Origin of the sequence: Mesorhizobium sp. B2-7-1, from assembly GCF_006440735.1 — a bacterium.
Lineage (GTDB): Bacteria > Pseudomonadota > Alphaproteobacteria > Rhizobiales > Rhizobiaceae > Mesorhizobium.
On sequence record NZ_VFUA01000028.1, the window covers coordinates 14,192 to 34,271 of the forward strand.

19 protein-coding genes, 1 tRNA gene and 1 pseudogene are annotated in these 20,080 nt (G+C 63.7%); 15 read left to right on the top strand and 6 right to left on the bottom strand.

The window, feature by feature from the left end:
• The first annotated feature begins 1 nt into the window (after position 1).
• The 4 genes from FJ471_RS13305 to FJ471_RS13320 all read left to right on the top strand — a co-directional run bounded on the left by FJ471_RS13305 (position 2) and on the right by FJ471_RS13320 (position 3,002).
• A complete protein-coding gene (locus tag FJ471_RS13305; protein ID WP_140803678.1) occupies positions 2-436 on the top strand; it encodes a DUF3052 family protein in 435 nt (144 codons plus the stop codon).
• Positions 436-1,215, top strand: a complete 780-nt coding sequence (locus FJ471_RS13310; RefSeq protein WP_140803680.1) for a succinate dehydrogenase iron-sulfur subunit — start codon at positions 436-438, stop codon at positions 1,213-1,215. Before FJ471_RS13305 ends, FJ471_RS13310 begins: the two co-directional genes overlap by 1 nt.
• Positions 1,216-2,126: 911 nt before the next feature.
• A tRNA-Glu gene (locus FJ471_RS13315) sits at positions 2,127-2,199 on the top strand.
• 173 nt (positions 2,200-2,372) lie between these two features.
• Positions 2,373-3,002, top strand: a complete 630-nt coding sequence (locus tag FJ471_RS13320; protein ID WP_140803682.1) for a DUF480 domain-containing protein — start codon at positions 2,373-2,375, stop codon at positions 3,000-3,002.
• A 208-nt stretch (positions 3,003-3,210) separates the two neighbouring features.
• On the opposite strand, the gene FJ471_RS13325 is transcribed toward FJ471_RS13320, so the two are convergent.
• The gene (locus FJ471_RS13325) at positions 3,211-3,636 is read right to left on the bottom strand and encodes an OsmC family protein (RefSeq protein ID WP_140803685.1); all 426 of its coding nucleotides are present in this window, start codon (positions 3,634-3,636) and stop codon (positions 3,211-3,213) included.
• A 221-nt stretch (positions 3,637-3,857) separates the two neighbouring features.
• Between FJ471_RS13325 and FJ471_RS13330 the strand changes: the two genes are divergently transcribed.
• Entirely contained in the window at positions 3,858-4,085 is a 228-nt protein-coding gene (locus tag FJ471_RS13330) for a hypothetical protein (RefSeq protein WP_140803687.1), read from the top strand.
• The gene (locus FJ471_RS13335; protein WP_140803689.1) at positions 4,082-4,438 is read left to right on the top strand and encodes a YciI family protein; all 357 of its coding nucleotides are present in this window, start codon (positions 4,082-4,084) and stop codon (positions 4,436-4,438) included. The genes FJ471_RS13330 and FJ471_RS13335 overlap by 4 nt, the downstream gene beginning before the upstream one ends.
• Here the strand turns inward: FJ471_RS13335 and FJ471_RS35295 are convergent.
• Together FJ471_RS35295 and FJ471_RS13350 are read right to left on the bottom strand one after the other, a co-directional pair.
• Positions 4,433-6,262, bottom strand: a pseudogene (locus FJ471_RS35295) (carbamoyltransferase C-terminal domain-containing protein). The gene FJ471_RS13335 and the pseudogene FJ471_RS35295 overlap by 6 nt on opposite strands.
• Positions 6,172-7,374: a nucleotide disphospho-sugar-binding domain-containing protein gene (locus FJ471_RS13350; RefSeq protein WP_140803695.1), complete on the bottom strand. Its 1,203-nt coding sequence runs from the start codon at positions 7,372-7,374 to the stop codon at positions 6,172-6,174. The pseudogene FJ471_RS35295 and the gene FJ471_RS13350 overlap by 91 nt, the downstream one beginning before the upstream one ends.
• A gap of 123 nt (positions 7,375-7,497) precedes the next feature.
• Here FJ471_RS13350 and FJ471_RS13355 point away from each other — a divergent pair, with 123 nt between their 5' ends.
• Together FJ471_RS13355 and FJ471_RS13360 are read left to right on the top strand one after the other, a co-directional pair.
• Positions 7,498-8,028 carry a hypothetical protein gene (locus FJ471_RS13355; RefSeq protein ID WP_140803697.1) on the top strand — a complete coding sequence of 177 codons (531 nt, stop codon included), beginning with the start codon at positions 7,498-7,500 and terminating at the stop codon, positions 8,026-8,028.
• Positions 8,029-8,418: 390 nt separating this feature from the next.
• On the top strand, positions 8,419-8,718 hold the full coding sequence (locus FJ471_RS13360; protein ID WP_140803699.1) for a DUF3892 domain-containing protein: 300 nt from the start codon (positions 8,419-8,421) through the stop codon (positions 8,716-8,718).
• Between the two features lie 45 nt (positions 8,719-8,763).
• On the opposite strand, the gene FJ471_RS13365 is transcribed toward FJ471_RS13360, so the two are convergent.
• Positions 8,764-10,038 carry a ubiquinone biosynthesis hydroxylase gene (locus tag FJ471_RS13365; protein WP_140803701.1) on the bottom strand — a complete coding sequence of 425 codons (1,275 nt, stop codon included), beginning with the start codon at positions 10,036-10,038 and terminating at the stop codon, positions 8,764-8,766.
• A gap of 103 nt (positions 10,039-10,141) precedes the next feature.
• Here FJ471_RS13365 and tesB point away from each other — a divergent pair, with 103 nt between their 5' ends.
• From tesB to xth, 7 genes are all read left to right on the top strand, one after another.
• Positions 10,142-11,005 (top strand): acyl-CoA thioesterase II, encoded by an 864-nt coding sequence (gene tesB, locus FJ471_RS13370; protein WP_140803703.1) that lies wholly within the window; start codon positions 10,142-10,144, stop codon positions 11,003-11,005.
• A 246-nt stretch (positions 11,006-11,251) separates the two neighbouring features.
• Entirely contained in the window at positions 11,252-11,590 is a 339-nt protein-coding gene (locus FJ471_RS13375; RefSeq protein ID WP_006327120.1) for a P-II family nitrogen regulator, read from the top strand.
• 94 nt (positions 11,591-11,684) lie between these two features.
• The gene (locus tag FJ471_RS13380; RefSeq protein WP_281408529.1) at positions 11,685-12,968 is read left to right on the top strand and encodes an ammonium transporter; all 1,284 of its coding nucleotides are present in this window, start codon (positions 11,685-11,687) and stop codon (positions 12,966-12,968) included.
• Positions 12,969-13,279: 311 nt separating this feature from the next.
• Positions 13,280-13,555, top strand: coding sequence for a hypothetical protein (locus tag FJ471_RS13385; protein WP_140803707.1), 276 nt, complete (start codon positions 13,280-13,282; stop codon positions 13,553-13,555).
• A gap of 211 nt (positions 13,556-13,766) precedes the next feature.
• On the top strand, positions 13,767-16,445 hold the full coding sequence (locus FJ471_RS13390) for a DNA translocase FtsK (protein WP_140803709.1): 2,679 nt from the start codon (positions 13,767-13,769) through the stop codon (positions 16,443-16,445).
• Positions 16,446-16,667: 222 nt separating this feature from the next.
• Positions 16,668-17,336: an outer membrane lipoprotein carrier protein LolA gene (locus tag FJ471_RS13395; RefSeq protein ID WP_140803711.1), complete on the top strand. Its 669-nt coding sequence runs from the start codon at positions 16,668-16,670 to the stop codon at positions 17,334-17,336.
• 209 nt (positions 17,337-17,545) lie between these two features.
• Positions 17,546-18,352 (top strand): exodeoxyribonuclease III, encoded by an 807-nt coding sequence (gene xth, locus FJ471_RS13400; protein WP_140803713.1) that lies wholly within the window; start codon positions 17,546-17,548, stop codon positions 18,350-18,352.
• Between the two features lie 288 nt (positions 18,353-18,640).
• On the opposite strand, the gene FJ471_RS13405 is transcribed toward xth, so the two are convergent.
• Together FJ471_RS13405 and FJ471_RS13410 are read right to left on the bottom strand one after the other, a co-directional pair.
• Entirely contained in the window at positions 18,641-19,096 is a 456-nt protein-coding gene (locus FJ471_RS13405) for a cyclic nucleotide-binding domain-containing protein (RefSeq protein WP_140803715.1), read from the bottom strand.
• A gap of 274 nt (positions 19,097-19,370) precedes the next feature.
• The gene (locus tag FJ471_RS13410) at positions 19,371-20,054 is read right to left on the bottom strand and encodes a response regulator transcription factor (protein ID WP_140803717.1); all 684 of its coding nucleotides are present in this window, start codon (positions 20,052-20,054) and stop codon (positions 19,371-19,373) included.
• Positions 20,055-20,080 lie beyond the last annotated feature (26 nt).

The following is a 20,080-nucleotide window of genomic DNA, read 5'->3' on the forward strand; positions in this document are numbered from 1 at the left end:
CATGGCGCCGGCGGCCATGGGATATTCCGGCACGCCCCTCCCGGCCAAGCTTGGCCTGAAGGACGGCATGGTCGCCGCCTTCATCGCGCTGCCGCCGGAGCTCGACGCGCTGACCGAGGCGGTGTCCTTTGCCGGCGTCGACCGGCTCGCCGAGTGGTCGGCGATCTCGGGCAGCCGCAAATACGACGCCGTGCACGCCTTCACCCGGCAGCGCGCCGAGATCGAGGACGGCCTGGCCCACATCGAGGCCGCGATCAAGCGCGACGGCATGGTCTGGGTCTCCTGGCCGAAGAAGGCATCGAGAGTGCCGACCGACGTCACCGAGGACGTCATCCGGTCGGAGGCGCTGAAGCGCGACCTGGTCGACGTGAAGGTTGCCGCCGTGAACGAAATCTGGTCCGGGCTGAAGCTCGTCATCCGAAAGGACCGCAGGTAATGGTCGAACTCACGCTTCCCAAGAATTCGAAGGTCCAGCAGGGCAAGACCTGGCCGAAGCCGGAAGGCGCGACCAATTTGCGCGAGTACCGCATCTACCGCTGGTCGCCGGACGATGACCAGAACCCGCGCATGGACACCTATTTCGTCGACATGGACGATTGCGGGCCGATGGTCCTGGACGCGCTGTTGTGGATCAAGAACAAGATCGACCCGACGCTGACGCTGCGCCGCTCCTGCCGCGAAGGCATCTGCGGCTCCTGCGCCATGAACATCGACGGCTCGAACACGCTGGCCTGCACCAAGGGCGCCGAGGACATCTCGGGTGCTGTAAAGGTCTATCCGCTGCCGCATATGCAGGTGATCAAGGACCTGGTGCCGGATCTCACCAATTTTTATGCCCAGCATGCTTCGATCCAGCCGTGGCTGCAGACTGTATCGCCGACGCCGGCCAAGGAATGGCTGCAGAGCCACGAGGACCGCGCGAAGCTCGACGGGCTCTACGAATGCATCCTGTGCGCCTGCTGCTCGACGTCCTGCCCGAGCTACTGGTGGAACGGCGACCGCTATCTCGGCCCGGCCACGCTGCTGCAGGCCTATCGCTGGCTGATCGACAGCCGCGACGAGGCGACGGGCGAGCGGCTCGACAATCTCGAAGACCCGTTCCGGCTCTATCGCTGCCACACCATCATGAACTGCGCGCAGACCTGCCCGAAGGGGCTGAACCCGGCAAAGGCGATCGCCGAGATCAAGAAGATGATGGTGGAGAGAAGGGTATAGCCCCGCAATGACCCTGCTTGCGGGAAGCGGTGGCCGCGATCCAGCTCCGGCTGGACTTGGCCCGCGTATTCGAGCTTTCTTTTCACAGGTTAGTCACAGCCTAGACACAGGCCTGTTGATACTGATTCACAGTAACAATGGGGATTCTCTGTATAACGCAAATTTGCTATGATTCGCGTCGCCAGTTCCCGTTAGAGATTTGGCTGTCTTGGTGTGCGACACGGTGACAATCTGCCAGCCGTAGCCTCGTTCCGGGCAAGCGATGTGCGCATTGTGGGGTTCCCGGCAGGCCCCACCATACCGAGGAAATGATTGGCACCCCCTGCCCGGGGGTGTCCGTCATTTAAGGCCTGCGATATGCTGACATCGGGTCTTAATGCGACCGGCTTTTAACTCTGTGGTCCGGTGAAATGTCTGGACCCATATTTCTCCGCCAGAGTCGGCTGCCTTTATACCTATTTGATACATGAGAGCTTGCTCGGTAGCGTAACCGAATATAGTCGCGCAATTTGGTCGATCAGGGACCGAATAATAGCTGCCATTTTTGATCAACTGAGGCATGCTTTGGAATTCTTCCCTAGTTATCTCCGTGTGCTTTTCGGCGATCTTATAGAATTCCCGGCACCCCAAATACACTAACCCTGGGTTTGCTTTCAAATAGGTAGCCACCCTCCTAGGGAGCTCGCCCATGAACAAATGGGGGCGCTGTTTGAGTGCTAACTGCATAAGATCGCTAAGTTCGACCGGCATGCCGATTAGCTAAGCGAACTCGCCGTCAAATATCAATGCTTGCTTACCAGCGGCGGCGGGTTACATTCCAAGACACAGGGAAAGATACACCGGTTCGATGCGATCTTGACGCCGCAAAGACCTGATCCTACATGACCTGCTGCGACCCCGGCGGTCTGCTTGATCGCCCATAGTTTAACGGTAGAATAACGGACTTTCACTCCGCAGGTTCTGGTTCGAATCCAGGTGGGGTCGCTAATCTCTCCCCGCAAAGCCCGGAGCGGCGGCAAGGGTCACCGCTCATGATGAGTTTTGGCCACAATGCCAGATATCTTCCCGGCGAGGCGAGACGTTGGCCCATCACCCTGGCTCAATGCTGCGGCAGGACAGGGGTGCTGTCCCTCCAGCCTAAAAAGGATATACATCCCATGACCGATCTCCCTATCCTCTCCGCCGTCGAAGCGCGCGTGCTCGGCTCGCTGATCGAGAAGAAGGAGCTGACGCCGGACGTCTATCCGCTGACGCTGAACGGCGCGCACCAGGCCGCCAACCAGAAGACGGCGCGCGAACCTGTCATGGCGCTGGAGCTGACCGAGATCAGGCGGGCGCTGAGCTCGCTCGAGCAGAAGGGCCTGGTGCGCCAGGCCTTCGCCTCCCGGGTCGAGCGTTACGAGCATCAGATGGCGCAGCGCTTTTCGCTGACCACGCCGCAGATCGCGGTGATCGGGCTCTTGCTGTTGCGCGGCGCGCAGACGGCGCATGAATTGCTGGCCCGTTCGGAGCGCATGGCGCGCTTTGCATCGATCGAGGAGCTTCGCGACAATCTCGACCTGATGATCGGCCGCCGGCCGCCTCTGATCCAGCTGCTCGAGCGCGCGCCCGGGCAGCGCGAGGAGCGCTACGTGCACTTGCTGAGCGGACCGGTGGAGGCGGTTGCGGTGGCGGCGCCTTGGCAGCCGGCGGCGACATCTTCGGATGCCGATCTCGCGGCGCGGGTGAAGGCGCTAGAAGAAGAGGTCGCGGCTTTGCGGGCGAAGATCGAGGCGTTGGGCGGTTAACCCTTCCCCGAAGCGTTGGCGCGAGGCCCCCTCTCTGTCCTGCCGGACATCTCCCCTCAAGGGGGGAGATTGGCAGCTTCAGCGCCGACACTCCTCTTACGACGTCGGTGATTGGCGAGACCCTGCGTGACATCTGATCTCCCCCCTTGAGGGGAGATGCCCGGCAGGGCAGAGAGGGGGGCGAAGGATCGCCGCCCTCCCAAACCAATCACCCCAACCTGGCGTCCAGCGACACCTTGATCGCGCCAAGCGCCTTCGAGACCGGGCATTCGGCCTTGGCCTTCTCGGCGAGTTCCTTGAACTTCGCGGCATCGATGCCCGGCACCTTGCCGACCAGGGTGATGGCGCTGCCGGTGATGCCGGTGCCGGGGACCAGCGTCACCACCGCCTTGGCGTCGAGCTCGGTGGCCGGCGTGCCGTTCTCGGCCAGGAAATGCGACAGCTGCATGGCGTAGCAGCCGGCATGCGCGGCGGCGATCAGCTCTTCCGGGTTGGTGCCGGATTTGCCGCTCTCATCCTCGAAGCGCGCCTTGAACGAATAGGGCGTGCCCTTCAAGGTTCCGCTCTGCGTGTCCAGCGTGCCTTTGCCCTCTTTCAGATTGCCTTTCCAGACGGCGTTTGCGGTGCGGTCCATGAAGTCCTCCTGCCTTGTCGGGGTTCTCGCCGGCGGGCGCCGGCGTTCCCCATGACTATAGCGCGAGCGCGGCGGAAGACCATCCGGCCCCGGGCGCAATGTGTCGGCATCGCAGGCGCCGTCAAAAAATTCCGAAGAAAGTTGCGTGCAAAAATGTCGACTTCGGTCGGACCGGAGCGTCCTGCGGGCGGCCACAGGTTCGTGGCCGGACGGAGGCTCGCATGGACAATCTGTATTTCTCACTCTGGCGACGTTCGGGCGGCAAGCCGCAACGCAAGGAGGACTTCTGGCTGGACCCGCCGCCTTCCGGCTGCGGGCGGCTTTTGCTGGCCGTTGCCGTCATCGGGGTCGCCGCATGTCTTCTCGAACATGCCGCGGCAGTGAAAGGCGCGGCTGACAACGTCAGGACCGCATCCTATGGTTCATCGCAATATGGGAGCTTGAAATGAAATATGTGCTGCTGGTCTACGGCCAGGAAAAGGACCTCCTCGCGCTTACCCCGCAGGAATCGGCCAAGCTCGATGCCGATTCGCTGGCCCATGACAGGGAGCTCGACCGGCAGGGCAAGCTGATCGTCGCGCAGGCGCTGCAACCGGTGAAGATGTCGAAGTCGCTCAGGCGGCGCCAGGGCAAACGGCTGGTGACCGATGGCCCTTTCGCCGAGACCAAGGAGCAATTGCTGGGCTTCCTCATGGTCGAGGCGGCGGATCTCGACGAAGCGCTGGCGATCGCCGACCGCGTTCCGCTGGCCGAGCTCGGCACGGTCGAGGTGCGGGCGATCTACGACATACCGGGTTCATGACCTGCCGGTCCGGCCGGGTTTCTGGAACACGGTATTGCCGAGAACAAGCAGGTCGATGTCGGAGGTGAAGAACACGCCGAGCGCATCTTCCGTGTCATGGATCATGGGGCGGCCCATGACGTTGAAGCTGGTGTTCAGCAGGATCGGCAGGCCCGTCTTGCGGTGGAACGCCGAGATCAGCTTGTGGAACAGCGGATTGCCCGCCTCGGTCACGCTTTGCAGGCGTCCGGTGTCGTCGACATGGCGCACGCCGGGCGGCGCGCGTCCCGGCAGCCATTTCAAGGTGCGCTCCATATAGGGGGACTCGGCATAGTCCTGGAAATAGTCCGGCCCGAACTCATGCAGGATGCTCGGGGCGAAGGGGCGGAACTCCTAGCGAAATTTGACCGACGCGTTCAGCCGGTCGCGGATGCCTGGCGAACGCGGGTCGGCCAGGATCGAGCGATTGCCGAGCGCGCGCGGTCCAAATTCGGCGCGGCCCTGCATGAAGCCGACGATCGCCCCGTCGGCAAGCCTGGCGGCCACATGGTCGGTCAGCCGATCGGGATCGTCGGTTTGCAAGCATGGTTCGACGCCGTGCCTGCAGAGCCGTTCCAGCGAATCCTGCGCGCGGACGGAGCCAAGATAGGGGGTCGAAAAGCGCGGCACGGGACGGTCGCGATGCGCCGCCTGCCAGGCCAGAAGCGCCGCGCCGACGGCGTTTCCGTCGTCACCGGGCGCCATCGGCACGTGGAGACGGCGGAAGGGTGTCGCTCCCAGGATCTTGCCGTTCGCGCTCGGATTCAAGGCGCAGCCGCCCGTGAGGATCAGGTTCTCGCCGCCCCAGCGCCGATGCGCCTGGTTCAGGAACTCGAAAAGCACATCCTCGAAAACCTTCTGGGCCGTGAAGGCCATGTCGGCATTCGCCATGTGCGGTCTTTGGCGAAACGGCAGCAGGTGACCGATGACGGCCGCATAGTCCCGCGCGAGCGACAGATGTCCGCCCTTCACCGTCACGGCGGACCGCATGCGGCGGTAAAGCCCCTCATCCAGCCGGCCATAGGCGGCAAGCCCCATCAGCTTCCATTCCTCGCCGGCCACCGGATCGAAGCCGGCAGCGAAGCAGACCTGGCCGTAGAAGATGCCCAGGCTTGCAAGATTCGCCATGCCGGGGCTGTCCAGGCGTTTCAGCCTTCCGTCCCGAAACGAAAACACCGATGTGCTCGAGCCTTCGCCCATGCCGTCCATGACGACGCAGAGCCCGTCCTCGAACGGACTTGAAAACGAGGCGGTCGCGGCATGGCAGAGATGATGGTTCCACCCCTTCTTCGTTAGCCGGCTTCTGAAGTGGCGCCGTTCGTTCAGGCGTAGCTCGAGATTGAGCAGCAGGTCGATCACCGAGGTGGGAGCCCGGTAGAGCCCGTGGCGAAGCACCCATCCCCTTGCCCGCTTCGCCTCCAGGTCGGACGCCCCGATCAGGTCGAGCGCGCCGAGGCCCCAGCGGCACAAGGGCGCCAGATACCTGACCGAGCGCAGCGCGTTGCCGGACCATGTCAGGTTCGCGCTGACCGGTCCGGCCTGCGCGTAGCTGTCGAGGATGGGTTCGATCAGGCCAAAGGCGTCGGGCGCCGCATGCCAGCCGCGCTTGTACTTCAAGGCGCGCTCGTTGGCCTGCGCGAACAGCACTTCGCCTGCCTCATCGACCACCGCGATGGCGGGATCGTGCTGCGAGCAGGAAAACCCCAGATATGTCGTCACCGCCCGGTCCCCAACGCTTCCATGACAATGCCGACGCCGGCCGGCGCCCCTCCGGCTCGCGCCAGCAGATCCCGAATCCTGCCCCACGGATAGTCCCGGTCCTTGAGAGCCTCAAGAGCTCGGGCGATCGCGTGGGAGTCGAGCTCGCGGCCCGGCGGCAGACGAATGCCCAACCCTTGCGCGTCGAGCTGGCTTGCCAACACTTTCTGATCGGCAATGGTCGGGATGAACAAAGCGGGTTTCGAATACCGGACCGTCTCCCAGGTGGTCGCCATGCCGGCATGGTGGATGACGACGTCCGCGCCGGCAATCAGCGGCTCCATGTCGCGGACAGTGTCTAGCACGGTCGCCTCCTGCCCGGGATTGGCCGCCTCGAGCGCCTTCGCGACGCTCATCAGGCGCGGCAGGTCCACCTTGCGTCCGCACAGGGCGACGACCGAGAATCCCGCCAGAAAAGCTCCCTCGATGGCTGCCTCGAAGCGCCGCGTGTCATTGTTGGAGAGCGTGCCGAACGTGACCAGCGCATAGCCGCGTCCGGCGCGCGGTTCAAATCGGCGACCCTCATCGATCGTCGGCCCGATATAGTGGCGCGGAACATCTCCCCAGGGATCGCCGACCTGCAGCTCCTTGAGCGAAAACACCGGCTCGCACCGTGGCGGCGCCAACCTCCGCCAGGAACGCTCCACCCCGAAAACCTCCTGCAATGAAACGGCGAATCCGAGCCTGGCCATTTCACGCAGAAGGGCTGGCGCGCCGCGGAAGACATCTGCCGCAAGCTTCGCGTATCCATCCTCCTTGCGCATCCTGCGCTGGGTCGCCGGATTGAAGACGAGGGTGGGGATCGTGTGGATCCTCGGAATATCCAGCGCGGTGCCGATGCGGCTGGCCCAGAACGCCATGGAGTCCTGCAGGATCAAGCGCGGCGACAGGGCGACGACGTCAGCCGACAGCTGCGCGTGGAATGTCCGCGAGGCGCGAAGGAGATCGGCTCCCATCCGCAGCAGGTTGAAGTCGGGAGCGTCGATATCGTAGGCAAAGCCGGGGTAGGGCAGGAACCGCGCGCCGGAGGAGCGTATCGCGCTTTCGAATGCCGTGTGGCCGAAGCAGACAATTTCCTGCCCGTTGCCGACAAGCCCGCTCAGCAGCGGCAGCATCGGCTTGACATGGCCCATGGCTGGGATCGTGAAGGCAACGATCATGCTTTGCGCGGATTTCAAGATCAGCCTTAACTTCGATACGATTTCCTTCGCCGCCGCAACCGTTGCGTGTTGAAGCAGAGTCACGCTTCTCTTATCGTCGCCGCGATTTCGGGGGAACTCGGCATGCCTTTCCTGATCGCCATCCTCGGCCTGCTCGGAGCAGCCGCCATCTGGTGGTACCGGCTCAAATATATGAGCGACGCCGCGCGCGAGGTCGCCGATGTCGTCGGGCGCGTCCAGGGCAATATCCGCCGCAAGAAATTGCGCAACCAGGCCGCCCTCTCGCCGCTGACCGCGATCGACGATCCGGTGGTGGCGGCGGCGACGCTGATCACCGCGATCGTCTCGGAGCACGGCCCGGTCCTGCCGCGGCGCGAGGCTGTCATCCGCGAGGTGATCGCCCAGATCGCCGAAAGCCCGAAGAAGACCGACGAGGCGGTCGTCTATGCCAAGTGGGCGGTCGCGCAGGTCGACGACACGACGATCGTCATCGACAAGCTGGCGCCTTTCCTGCGCGAGCGGCTCGATCCGCATGAGCGTGACGACCTGCTCAGGATGCTGAACCGCGTCGCGCAAGGCGGCGAGCAGAGCCTCAGGATCGCCGACCAGCGGATATTGAGGCTGCGGCAGAAGCTGGGGTTCGAGGTGAACTAGATCCGAATCGGTTGTGACTTGTTGCGCCGCACAATCTGGACGAGTCGCTTCGGCGGGTGTAGATAATGTGAAAGTTCTGTGAGAAAACAGAAGCTTGCTCTGGGAGGAGCCGGTTTAACATATTGAAAATAAAGCATAAAAATCCGCCGAGAAGAATCTCGTTTGCGGAGGGTTTTGGCGCGTTGACAGAACCGTGGGACTCGCCTCACAACATTAGCTGATGGTGAACAGACGAAACCGTCGCGCAGCTGAAACTGGCGACGGTTTCTAACTTCACTTCCCGCACGACGTGTCAGGCGCGGGACGCGGCAATGTTTGCAAGGGTGTTTTTGAGTCAAAAACACGCTGCGGTCAAGCCTGGCATTTTTTCAAAATGTTAGGAACAGACTAATGTCCCAAGCGACACAAACGAAAACCGCAGAAATAAAATGCATCAATAAGCTTGATCGCGGCAACGTCCACGAGCGGATAACGCACGTGGGTGGATATGCGACCGAGCAATGGAAAATAACTCAGCAGCAAGCCATTGCGTACATCGAAAGCCGCGAATGGCGTTTTTATGTGAGCCGCCCAAGAGGCGACACTGTGTGGGTGGTTGTTGCTGTCAGCCGGTATGGTCACAAGTATCTGAAGACCGAGGCCGACGGCGACGAGCCGAACAATCTGCTCAGTCTCCCGGAGTGCCCCTAGTCTGCGACTTTGCCAGGCCCTGCCGCCTTCAGGCGGCAGGGCCGTTCAGATCGCCTCGCCCTTCAATAGCCGTGGCGTGTCGCCGGACAAGCCCGAGGCCTGGCGGATGAAGAAATCCTTGAGTCTGGGCATGCGCTCGACCAGCCCGAGCCCGAGGTCGCGGGCGGCGCGCAGCGGGCCGATGTCGTTGGAGAACAGCCGGTTCAGGACGTCGGTGGTGACGCCCATCTGCAGCGTGTCGAAGCGGCGCCATTGCTGGTAGCGCTCGAGCACGTCGAGCGCGCCGATGTCCTGGCCGAGCCGGTCGGCCTCCACCACCACTTCGGCGAGCGCCGCGACATCCTTGAACCCGAGATTGAGGCCCTGGCCGGCGATCGGATGGATGCCGTGCGCGGCATCGCCGGCGAGCGCCAAGCGCGGCGCGACGAAGGCGCGGGCCAGCGTCAGGCCGAGCGGCCAGGCGCGCGGCTTGTCGGCGACGCTTATTTCGCCGAGCTTCAGGCCGAAGCGCTGCTCCAGGTCGTGCTCGAAGACGAAATCGTCGCCTTCGACCAGCGCCTTGGCATCTTCGGTGCGCTCCACCCAGACGATCGACGAGCGGTTGGTCCCGTCCTTGTCCGGCTTCAGCGGCAGCGTCGCGAACGGACCCGCGGGGAGGAAATGCTCCTCGGCTCGGCCATTGTGCGGGCGCTCATGCGCCACCGTGCAGACGATGCCGGATTGGCCGTATTCCCATTTCACCGTCTTGATGCCGGCCATGTCGCGCAGTTTCGAATTGACGCCGTCGGCGGCGACCAGCAGCCGCGCCTTCAGCGTCGCGCCGTCGGCGAGGTGCACGGTGACGCCGGCGCCGTTTGCGTCGAAGGCGCTGACCGCCATGCCCTCGATGATGTCGATCCCGAGCTTCGCGGCGCGGCGGCGCAGCGCGCCGTTCAAGTCGCGGTTGGCGACCATGTGGGCGAAAGGCTCGCCGGGCGCCACCTCGCCGTCGAAGGTCAGGAATACCGGGCGCACCGGGTCGGCGGCGCGCGAGTCGGTGATGATCATTTCGGTGATCGCCTGCGCTTCCGGCGCGATCTCCTCCCAGACGCCGAGCTGCTCCAGCATGCGGCTGGCGGCGGCGGCGATGGCCGAGGCGCGGCCGTCGCGCTGCCAGACGCCGGCGGGCGCGGCATCGACGACGGCGATGGCGAGGCCCGGCCGCGCCTGCTTCAGCGACACGGCCGCGGTGAGGCCGACATAGCCGGCGCCGGCGATGAGCACGTCGAGAGCCTCGCGCGTCCCATTGGCCTCTGCTCCGTCCCGCTTGCGGTCGACCATGGCATCATCCTTTCACGGCTTCGGCCGGCCGCCGTTTGCGGCCTTGACTGCCTGCGCGTCCTGTCCGAAACCGGCCATGGCACATCCTCGAAGGATTTCAGACATGACAGCGGCCATGGACGAGCTTCTCGACATTCTCGACCTCGAGCAGATCGAACACAATCTGTATCGTGGTCGCAGCCCCAAGGTCGACTGGCAGCGCGTCTTCGGCGGCCAGACCATCGCCCAGGCGCTGGTCGCCGCGCAGCGCACCGTGGAGCCGGAACGCCACGTGCATTCGCTGCATGGCTATTTCATGCGGCCCGGCGACACCAAGCTGCCGATCGTCTACGAGGTCGACCGCATCCGCGACGGCGGCTCCTTCACCACGCGCCGGGTGGTGGCGATCCAGCACGGCCAGGCGATCTTCTCGCTGGAGGCTTCGTTCCAGCAGGACGAGGTCGGGCTGGAGCACCAGATGCCGATGCCACGCGACGTGCCGGGGCCCGACACGCTGCTGACCCAGCCCGAACTGCTCGGCAAGTTCGGCGAGGCGGTGCCGGAAGGCATCAGGCGCTACTGGGAGCGCGACCGGCCGATCGAGATGAAGCCGGTGATGCTGAAGCACTATACGAGCCGCGAGAAGCTCGATCCGCAGCAGAACATCTGGATCCGCACCACCGGTCCGGTGCCGGAAAACCGCGCGATCCAGGCGGCCGTGCTGGCCTACCTTTCCGACATGACGCTGCTCGACACCTCGACCTTCGCGCATGGCCGCGCCATCTTCGACCGCGACATCCAGGCCGCCAGCCTCGACCACGCCATGTGGTTCCACCGCAGCCATTCGCTGGACGACTGGATTCTCTACAACCAGGACAGCCCGTCGACGCAAGGGTCGCGCGGCTTCACCCGCGGTTCGCTGTTTGCGCGTGACGGCACGCTCATCGCCTCGGTCGCCCAGGAAGGCCTCATTCGGCTGAAACGCTGAGCCGGCCCAGGCGACTGCCTGCAAAACGCGCATTTTTGATTTTCTGCCCATTTTATAAGCAATGATGCTGGATCATCGGTGCGCGAATGATGTGCACCGGCCGCCCATTCCATTTGTTTACAACGGGTTAACACCCGGTTCCGGCAACTGGCACGGAGCTTGAATCCTGTCGGGCACTCTCCGGCTCCTCAGGATCGGTGAAGGTGTGCAAACGCGGGGGACCGCAACAGCAAAGGGTGAAACCTTATGAAAATCGTGATGGCAATCATCAAGCCGTTCAAGCTCGACGAGGTGCGCGAAGCGCTCACCGCCGTCGGCATCCAGGGCCTGACCGTCACCGAAGTCAAAGGCTACGGGCGTCAGAAGGGGCATACGGAAATCTATCGCGGCGCGGAATATGCGGTCAGCTTCCTGCCCAAGATCAAGATCGAGGTCGCCGTCGGCGCCGACATGGTCGACAAGGCCGTCGAAGCCATCACCGCGGCCGCCAAGACCGGCCAGATCGGCGACGGCAAGATCTTCGTCTTCGGCATCGACCAGGCAGTGCGCATCCGCACCGGCGAAACAGACACCGACGCGCTCTAAGCGGCGACCATCCATTCCAACGGAGAGTTCAATGAATATTCCTTCCACCTTGAAGACGACGGGACGCGCGGCCGCTTCGCTCGCGCTCGTGGCCATGAGCACCGTCGCCGCCATCGCGCAGGAAGCCGCCCCGGCAGCCACCGCCGCGGCGCCTGCCGCGCCCGCGCCGGCGCTCGACACCGGCAACACCGCCTGGATGCTGACCTCGACGGCGCTGGTGCTGATGATGACCATTCCGGGCCTGGCGCTGTTCTACGGCGGCATGGTGCGCAAGAAGAACGTGCTCGCCACCATCATGCAGAGCTTCGCCATCACCTGCCTGGTGACGGTGCTGTGGTTCATGTTCGGCTATTCGCTCGCCTTCTCCGACGGCGGCGCCACGAACAGCTATATCGGCGGCTTCTCGAAATTCTTCCATCACGGCATCACCGTCTCGACGCTATGGGCGCCGGGCGTGGCGAACATCCCTGAATTCGTCTTCTCGATGTTCCAGATGACCTTCGCCATCATCACGCCGGCGCTGATCGCCGGCGCCTTCGCCGAGCGCATGAAGTTCTCGGCGCTCTTGATCTTCATGGGCCTGTGGCTGGTCTTCGTCTACGCGCCGATCGCCCACTGGGTGTGGGGTGGCGGCTTCCTCGGTTCGGCCGGCGTGCTCGACTTCGCCGGCGGCACGGTCGTCCATATCAACGCCGGTGTCGCGGGCCTGGTCTGCGCGCTGGTGCTCGGCAAGCGCGAGGGCTACGGCACCACCAACATGGCGCCGCATAACCTCGTCTATTCGGTGATCGGCGCCTCGCTGCTGTGGGTCGGCTGGTTCGGCTTCAACGCCGGCTCGGAACTCGCGGCCGACGGCCTTGCGGGCGCGGCGATGATGAACACGCAGGTCGCCACCGCCGCCGCGGCGCTGGCCTGGATGTTCGCCGAATGGATCGTCGCCAAGAAGCCTTCGGTTCTCGGCATCATCTCGGGCGCCGTCGCCGGCCTCGTCGCGGTGACGCCGGCTTCCGGCTTCGTCAACCCGACCGGCGCCTTCATCGTCGGCATACTGGCCGGCGTCATCTGCTACCTGTCGGCGGTCAAGCTCAAGCATGCGTTCGGCTATGACGACTCGCTCGATGCTTTCGGCGTGCACGGCGTTGGCGGCATCGTCGGCGCGCTGCTCACCGGCGCGCTCGCCGATCCGGCGATCAACGCGCTCGGCAAGGACGCTTCGGTCGGCAAGCAGCTCTACGGCATCGCCTTCACCATCCTGTGGACGGCGATCGCCACCTTCGTGATCCTGTACATCGTCAAGGCTCTGGTCGGCCTGCGTCCGTCCACGCAGGAAGAGGTCGAAGGCCTCGACGTCACCCAGCACGGCGAAGTCGTGCCGTAAGGCCGGCTCTGCTCTCTGCTTCGGCGCAGTTCCGGACGGGAAACCGCTGGAATTGCCCCGAGGGCCGGCGGATCCTCCTCCCGCCGGCCCGGAATTCCTCCCAAGATCCCGTCGTGACGCCCCCAAAAGGGGCTCACGCCTTGAGGCCCGGAAGGTTCTTCCGGGCCTCCTTTTTTGCTCGGCGCCTGCCTGGCGAGTCTCGATCACATTCACTTGATCGCGCTTCAGTGAAACATCGACCTTCCAGGTTCCGTACTGGGATAGCGAGCGCCATCAAGGCGTCCGCCAAACAAGAGGGAAGGAACCACCTGATGAACATCAAGAACATCTTCCTGGGAGCAATAGCTCTTTCGATGATCAGCGGCGTTGCACTTGCCGGTGCTCTCGACGAGCCGGCCAACATGGCCCCGTTCTTCACCGACTCCAGCATGAAGACCATGAAGCCCGAGGCCGACTTCAAAGCAGCCTGGGCGGCGATGCCCAAGGACAAGCAGGACATGATGATGAAGGAATGCCAGGACGCGGCGATGAGCAAGCCTCACGCCGAGTTCTGCGGCAATCTGGTGACCTACGCCGGCAACAGGTGATCCCGCGGAAGGTCGGGTCCGGAAGGGCCCGATCGCTTTGGCGTTTTCAACGCACAGGGTGGCGGGCCGCGAGGCCTGCCATCTTTGTTCGAGCCGAAGCCCGGTAAAGAGCCATGGTTAATGCGGCCTTAACCTTCCCCCCGATAGTCTGGCGTTCGAATCTGCCGGAATGCGCCATGCGCCCGGCCAGGCAACGATCACGGGGAAGAGCATGCGTTCAGGCGCCTCAGCACCGCTCGCGCTGACCGATACGGGGCACGGCATCCAGGCATTCGCGCGGCGTCAGGTCGGGCGGCTGGTCGGCGCCGGGCTATTCCTGTTCACCGCCTTCGGCATCGCGGCTTTGGCCACATGGAACGTCGCCGACCCGAGCTTCTCGCACGCCACCAGCAACGTCGTCACCAACGCCATGGGCTATGCCGGCGCGGTGTTCTCAGATCTCGCCATGCAGTTCTTCGGCCTTGCCGCCGTCGCTGGCCTTGTCCCGGCGGTGATCTGGGGCTTCCTTCTGTTTTCCGCGCGCGGCGTCGACAAGTTGCCGAAGCGCGGCTTCGGCTGGTTCGGCTTTGCGCTTTTGGCCGCCGCCATCGCCGGCTGCGTGACGCCGCCCAACACCTGGCCGCTGCCGACCGGGCTCGGCGGCGTGTTCGGCGACATGGTGCTGAAGATTCCGGGCATCGCCGTCGGCGGTTATCCGAAAGGCCTTTTCGCGACGATCATAGCAGTCATCCTTGCCGCTCCCGCCTTGTGGCTGTTTGCCTATGGTTCGGCGCTGATTGCCCGCAAGAACGGCTTTGCCGTCATGGAGCGCGCTGCCGCGCCCGATCCGCGCGAGCAGGACGAGATGCTGTTCGACGAGGATGAGGACGAGGGCGACGAAGGGATACTCGCGCTCGGCGCCGTCACCCATTGGTGGCTGTCGTTCCGCGCCTACCTGCATCGCCGCGCCGAGCGCCGCAGGCGGGAGCGTGACGAGTTCGAACCGCCGATGGAGCCCAAGGCCAGCGCCTGGCGGCGCGCCGCCGAGCGGGTCGAGTCGGCCGAGTTCGCCGAGTCCCGCATGAGCCCTGGCGGCCGCGCCCGCGTCGAGCCGGAATTCTTCGCCGCCATGGTCAACGACCGCAGCGTCTCGGTCGACCCGGCCGACCAGGATATCTTCGACGAGGAGGATGAGGACGAAGACGTCGACCTCGACGACTTCGACGACGAGGCGCCCGTGCAGCGGCGGGGCGCAGGCGCCAAGGTGCAGAATTTCCGCTCCGATGCCGCGACCCGCGTCGCCGCGCCGGCAGCGCGCCCGGTGCCAGGGTCACGCGTCCAGCGCGAGGCGCAGACCTCGCTTATCGGGTCGGACACGTTCGAGATGCCGTCGCTGCATTTTCTCTCCGAGCCGAAGAACATCGCCAAGGATGCAAGCCTTTCGAAGGACGCGCTGGAGCAGAATGCGCGCCTGCTCGAAGGCGTGCTGGAAGATTTCGGCGTCAAGGGCGAGATCATCCATGTCCGCCCCGGTCCGGTCGTCACGCTCTACGAGCTGGAGCCGGCGCCCGGCATCAAATCCTCGCGCGTCATCGGCCTTTCCGACGACATCGCCCGCTCGATGAGCGCGATCGCGTGCCGCGTCGCCGTCGTGCCTGGCCGCAACGCCATCGGCATCGAATTGCCCAACACCAAGCGCGAGACCGTCTATCTGCGCGAGATCATGGCCAGCCGCGACTTCGAGACGACCAAGATGAAGCTGGCGCTGGCGCTCGGCAAAAGCATCAATGGCGAGGCGGTCATCGTCGACATCGCCAAGATGCCGCACGTGCTGGTCGCCGGCACCACCGGCTCGGGCAAGTCGGTCGCCATCAACACCATGATCCTGTCGCTGCTCTACCGGCTGACGCCGCAGGAGTGCAGGCTGATCATGATCGATCCGAAGATGCTCGAACTCTCGGTCTATGACGGCATCCCGCATCTTTTGACGCCGGTCGTCACCGATCCGAAGAAGGCGGTCGTCGCGCTGAAATGGACCGTGCGCGAGATGGAGGACCGCTACCGCAAGATGTCCAAGGTCGGCGTGCGCAACATCGACGGCTTCAACGCGCGCGTCAGCCAAGCCGAAAAGAAGGGCGAAAAGATCTCGCGTACGGTGCAGACCGGCTTCGATCGCCAGACCGGCGAGGCGATCTACGAGACCGAGGATCTCGAACTCGAGCCGATGCCCTATATCGTGGTCATCATCGACGAGATGGCCGACCTGATGATGGTCGCCGGCAAGGATATCGAAGGCGCGGTGCAGCGCCTGGCGCAGATGGCGCGCGCCGCCGGCATCCACGTCATCATGGCGACGCAGCGTCCGTCCGTCGACGTCATCACTGGCACCATCAAGGCCAATTTCCCGACCCGCATCTCCTTCCAGGTGACGTCCAAGATCGACAGCCGCACCATCCTCGGCGAGCAGGGCGCCGAGCAGCTGCTCGGCATGGGCGACATGCTCTACATGGCCGGCGGCGGCCGCATCCAGCGCGTCCACGGCCCGTTCGTGTCGGATGACGAGGTCGAGAAGGTCGTCGGGCACCTGAAGCTGCAGGGCGTGCCGGAATATCTCGACGCCATCACCGAGGACGACGAGGAAGACGACGAGGACGGCCCGTCGGGCAAGGGTGGTTCCGGCGGCGGTGGCGGCGGCAATTTCGAGGATTCCGACGATCCTTACGACCAGGCGGTGGCGGTGGTGCTGCGCGACGGCAAGGCCTCGACCAGCTACATCCAGCGCCGGCTCGGCATCGGCTACAACCGCGCCGCCTCGATCATCGAGAAGATGGAGAAGGAAGGCATTGTCGGCCCGGCCAACCATGCCGGCAAACGCGAGATACTGGTGCCGACCGAAGAGGACAAATTCTAGGGTTTGTCGATATTCAGGTGAGGCCGGCCTGACCTGAATCCGACAACCCTTGGCCCGGCGAGACGCCAGCCCGGGCCGGCAAGCAACCGGAATTCGTCTGGCGCGTTTCATGCGACGGGCTCACGCCCGCGCCTGCGCGACGGGCCTGTCGCGCACCGCCAAACTTAGGCCCTAGTGGGAGTCCAGAAACTGCGGCGACACGAATCACAGAAAGTGACCGGCATGAAGACCCAGACAGAATTCGCCATCACCCGCCGCCAGCTCCTCGGCCTCGGCCTGATGCTTGGCGGAGCCGCCGCTCTCAACCTCGTGCCGGGTTATCAGCTCGTGGCCGCCGCGCAGGCCGCGGTGCCGTCGGCGGCGCAGAAGATCGCCGACCACTTCTCCTCGGTGAGGTCGATGAGCGGCGAATTCGTCCAGTTCGGCCCGAAAGGCGAGCAGACCGGCGGCAAGTTCTTCCTCGAGCGCCCGGGCAAGATCCGCTTCAACTATGACGGATCCTCGAACTTCCGCGTCATCTCCGACGGCAAGTCGGTGGTGATCCTCAACAAGAAGCTCAACACCTCCGACCTCTACCCGCTGTCGAAGACGCCGCTGAAGCTGCTGCTCGACGACCGCATCGACCTCTCCGGCGGGCGCGTCAAGGCGGTCAAGGAGGAGGACGACCTCACCACCATCAAGCTGTCCGACAAGTCGGTCTTCGGCAATGCGATGATCACCATGATGTTCGACCCGAAGACCTACGACCTGCGCCAGTGGACGATCACCGATGCTCAAGGCAAGGACACCACGGTGATGATCTTCAATACCAAGGAAGGCGTCAGCTTCCCGCCGGATACGTTTGCCATCGACTATACGGCGAATAGAGAGCTGAATACCAAGACGCGGTAAATTCAGGTGAGGCCGGTCTGCAAATGCCGGCTTCCTGCGCTTCCGGTGCTCACGTACTTTAAGTACGCTCCGCTTCGGTTCTCGGAGATTTTCGACTCGGCCTGACCTGAATTAGGTCCCCCGGTCAAGCGATTGCAGCCGCAAAGGTTGGCTTGTCTTTCCCGCGAGCGGCTGGCACTAGATCGACGATCTCTTGCCGGACTCGCCACATGCCCTTCACCATCGCCACCTGGAACATCAACTCCGTGCGCCTGCGCATGCCGATCGTCGAGCGGCTTTTGAAAGAGCACGCCCCCGACGTGCTGTGCCTGCAGGAAACCAAGGTTCCCGACGAGCTCTTTCCGGAAAAAGCCTTCCGCAAGGCGGGCTACGAGCACATCCTGTTCCACGGCCAGAAGGGCTATCACGGCGTCGCCACCGTCGCCCGCCGCCCGATCGAGCTGGTCGAGAAGCGGCGGTTCTGCGAGATCGACGACAGCCGGCATCTGTCGGTCAAGGTGCAGGCGGGCGGCAAGTCGGTGCTGGTGCATAATTTCTACGTGCCGGCCGGCGGCGACGAGCCGGACCCGGAGATCAACCGCAAATTCCGGCACAAGCTCGATTTCGTCCAGGAGATGAACGGCATGCCGGCGGGCGGGGACGAATCGTCCGCATCGATCCTGGTCGGCGACCTGAACATCGCGCCGCAGGAGCATGATGTCTGGTCGCACAAGCAATTGCTCAACGTCGTCAGCCACACACCGGTCGAGACGACAAATTTCGAGGCGATGCGCAAAGCCGGCGGCTGGGTCGACCTGATGCGGCTCGACGTGCCCGCCGAGCAGAAACTCTACACCTGGTGGAGCTATCGCGCGAAGGACTGGGAAGCCTCCAACCGCGGCCGCCGCCTCGACCATGTCTGGTCGTCCGCCAACCTGGTGCCGAGCTTCAAGGGCTACGAGATCCTGCAGGCGGCGCGCGGCTGGGAGAAGCCGTCCGACCATGTGCCGGTGATAGCCAGGTTTGACTTGGACTGACGCGTTGCGGGAGAGGGCGGCGCTGGCGTTCGGTCGTCATCCACGGGCGGAGCAAGGAGCGAAGCGACGCGCGTAGACCCTAGAATCCATTCCGTTACCTGCGTCGAAGGATGCAACGATGCAGAACAGAGGTAATTCTCTCCCCACATCGATCTTCGCCTGGAAACCCCATTTTGCAACGCGGCAACGCGTCAACGTCACGGAATGGATTCTAGGGTCTACGCGCGTCGCTTCGCTCCTTGCTTCGCCCTAGAATGAGGAAGCCAGCGTGGGGCGGCCTTTCAGGCATCACCCCGAAAAGCGCGGCGCCAGTTCCTCGATGCGGGCGATCATCTGCTGGAATTCCTCCAGGATGCGCTCATGCAACAGCACCGCGATCTCCGGATATTCTTCCAGGATTCGGTGGAACATCTTGCGGCTCAATCGGATCACTTCAGAATCGACCGTAGCCGACGCGCTGGTCAGCCGGTTGGTGTCGGCTATCAGCGCCAGTTCGCTCAGCATGGTGCCCGGACCTGCAGTGCCGATCGGGACGCGTTCACCTCCTAGCTCCCGATAGAGCGTGATCAGGCCGCTAACCACGATGTAGGCAGAGTCGGCGACGTCGTCCTCGCGGTAGAGCTTATGGTCGGCCTGCAGGAAAGTTGTCTCGGCGCCGAAGGCGAGCAGACGCAGCTGTTCCTGCGTGAAGCCCTGGAAAAGCTTTACGCTGGACAGGATGTGGATGTCGTCATCCAACGCCATCCTAGCTGTGTCCCCGAGCGGTCAGTCCAGTCCCTCCTTTGGAGCGGCGCGCCCTAAAGGACGCGCGAGAAACGCTCCAGCACTTCCTGCCTGCACTCCGTGCGAGGCATCCATCGAGCCGATCCATCACCCTCCAGCACCAGGATCGTACCCGAAGCGGTCCCGCCCGACCGCTTCGTCTCTTTTGGCGCAATTCCGGACGGAAGGCTACGGCGAAGCCACCGGGCTCAACCGCCTCACGCTTTTCCTGCAATTGCTCTAGATCATGAAATGTTTAAGGAACCAGCTTGTAGCCGCCGCTTTCTGTCACAAGAATTTCGGCATTGGAAGGATCGCGCTCGATCTTCTGGCGCAACCGGTAGACATGGGTCTCCAGCGTGTGCGTGGTGACGCCGGAATTGTAGCCCCATACCTCTTCCAAAAGCACGTCGCGCGTCACCACCTTCTGGTCGGCGCGGTAGAGATACTTGATGATCGAGGCTTCCTTCTCGGTCAGCCGCACCTTGGCGCCGCGCGGATCGATCAGCAGCTTCTGGCTGGGCTTGAACGTATAGGGGCCGACCGAGAAGGTCGCATCCTCGCTCTGCTCGTGCTGGCGAAGCTGGGCGCGGATGCGGGCGAGCAGCACCGCGAAGCGGAAAGGCTTGGTCACGTAATCGTTAGCGCCAGCCTCGAGACCCAGAATCGTGTCGGAATCGGTGTCATGGCCGGTCAGCATGATGATCGGTGCCTTGTAGCCGCCCTTGCGCAGAATCTTCACCGCCTCGCGGCCATCCATGTCGGGCAGGCCGACATCCATGATGAGCAGATCGACGACGCCGCCGCGCGCCGCGGCAACGCCTTTTGCGGCGCTCGATTCCTGCTGGACATCGAATTCTTCGTAGAGCGCCAACTGCTCAACCAGGGTGGCGCGCAGGTCGTCGTCGTCATCGACGATCAGGATGGTGCGTGATGTCATGGATCAATCCGTTGTTTTAAAAAGAA

Excerpts from the sequence above, each read along its gene's own strand:
- FJ471_RS13310 (WP_140803680.1), top strand. The coding sequence starts at position 436 with ATGGTCGAACTCACGCTTCCCAAGAATTCGAAGGTCCAGCAGGGCAAG.
- FJ471_RS13350 (WP_140803695.1), bottom strand. The coding sequence starts at position 7,374 with ATGATCGTTGCCTTCACGATCCCAGCCATGGGCCATGTCAAGCCGATG.
- FJ471_RS13325 (WP_140803685.1), bottom strand. The coding sequence starts at position 3,636 with ATGGACCGCACCGCAAACGCCGTCTGGAAAGGCAATCTGAAAGAGGGC.
- FJ471_RS13360 (WP_140803699.1), top strand. The coding sequence starts at position 8,419 with ATGTCCCAAGCGACACAAACGAAAACCGCAGAAATAAAATGCATCAAT.
- FJ471_RS13395 (WP_140803711.1), top strand. The coding sequence starts at position 16,668 with ATGAAGACCCAGACAGAATTCGCCATCACCCGCCGCCAGCTCCTCGGC.
- FJ471_RS13365 (WP_140803701.1), bottom strand. The coding sequence starts at position 10,038 with ATGGTCGACCGCAAGCGGGACGGAGCAGAGGCCAATGGGACGCGCGAG.
- FJ471_RS13305 (WP_140803678.1), top strand. The coding sequence starts at position 2 with ATGGCGCCGGCGGCCATGGGATATTCCGGCACGCCCCTCCCGGCCAAG.
- FJ471_RS13330 (WP_140803687.1), top strand. The coding sequence starts at position 3,858 with ATGGACAATCTGTATTTCTCACTCTGGCGACGTTCGGGCGGCAAGCCG.
- FJ471_RS13390 (WP_140803709.1), top strand. The coding sequence starts at position 13,767 with ATGCGTTCAGGCGCCTCAGCACCGCTCGCGCTGACCGATACGGGGCAC.
- FJ471_RS13410 (WP_140803717.1), bottom strand. The coding sequence starts at position 20,054 with ATGACATCACGCACCATCCTGATCGTCGATGACGACGACGACCTGCGC.
- FJ471_RS13405 (WP_140803715.1), bottom strand. The coding sequence starts at position 19,096 with ATGGCGTTGGATGACGACATCCACATCCTGTCCAGCGTAAAGCTTTTC.
- FJ471_RS13385 (WP_140803707.1), top strand. The coding sequence starts at position 13,280 with ATGAACATCAAGAACATCTTCCTGGGAGCAATAGCTCTTTCGATGATC.
- tesB (WP_140803703.1), top strand. The coding sequence starts at position 10,142 with ATGACAGCGGCCATGGACGAGCTTCTCGACATTCTCGACCTCGAGCAG.
- xth (WP_140803713.1), top strand. The coding sequence starts at position 17,546 with ATGCCCTTCACCATCGCCACCTGGAACATCAACTCCGTGCGCCTGCGC.
- FJ471_RS13375 (WP_006327120.1), top strand. The coding sequence starts at position 11,252 with ATGAAAATCGTGATGGCAATCATCAAGCCGTTCAAGCTCGACGAGGTG.
- FJ471_RS13320 (WP_140803682.1), top strand. The coding sequence starts at position 2,373 with ATGACCGATCTCCCTATCCTCTCCGCCGTCGAAGCGCGCGTGCTCGGC.
- FJ471_RS13355 (WP_140803697.1), top strand. The coding sequence starts at position 7,498 with ATGCCTTTCCTGATCGCCATCCTCGGCCTGCTCGGAGCAGCCGCCATC.
- FJ471_RS13335 (WP_140803689.1), top strand. The coding sequence starts at position 4,082 with ATGAAATATGTGCTGCTGGTCTACGGCCAGGAAAAGGACCTCCTCGCG.
- FJ471_RS13380 (WP_281408529.1), top strand. The coding sequence starts at position 11,685 with ATGAGCACCGTCGCCGCCATCGCGCAGGAAGCCGCCCCGGCAGCCACC.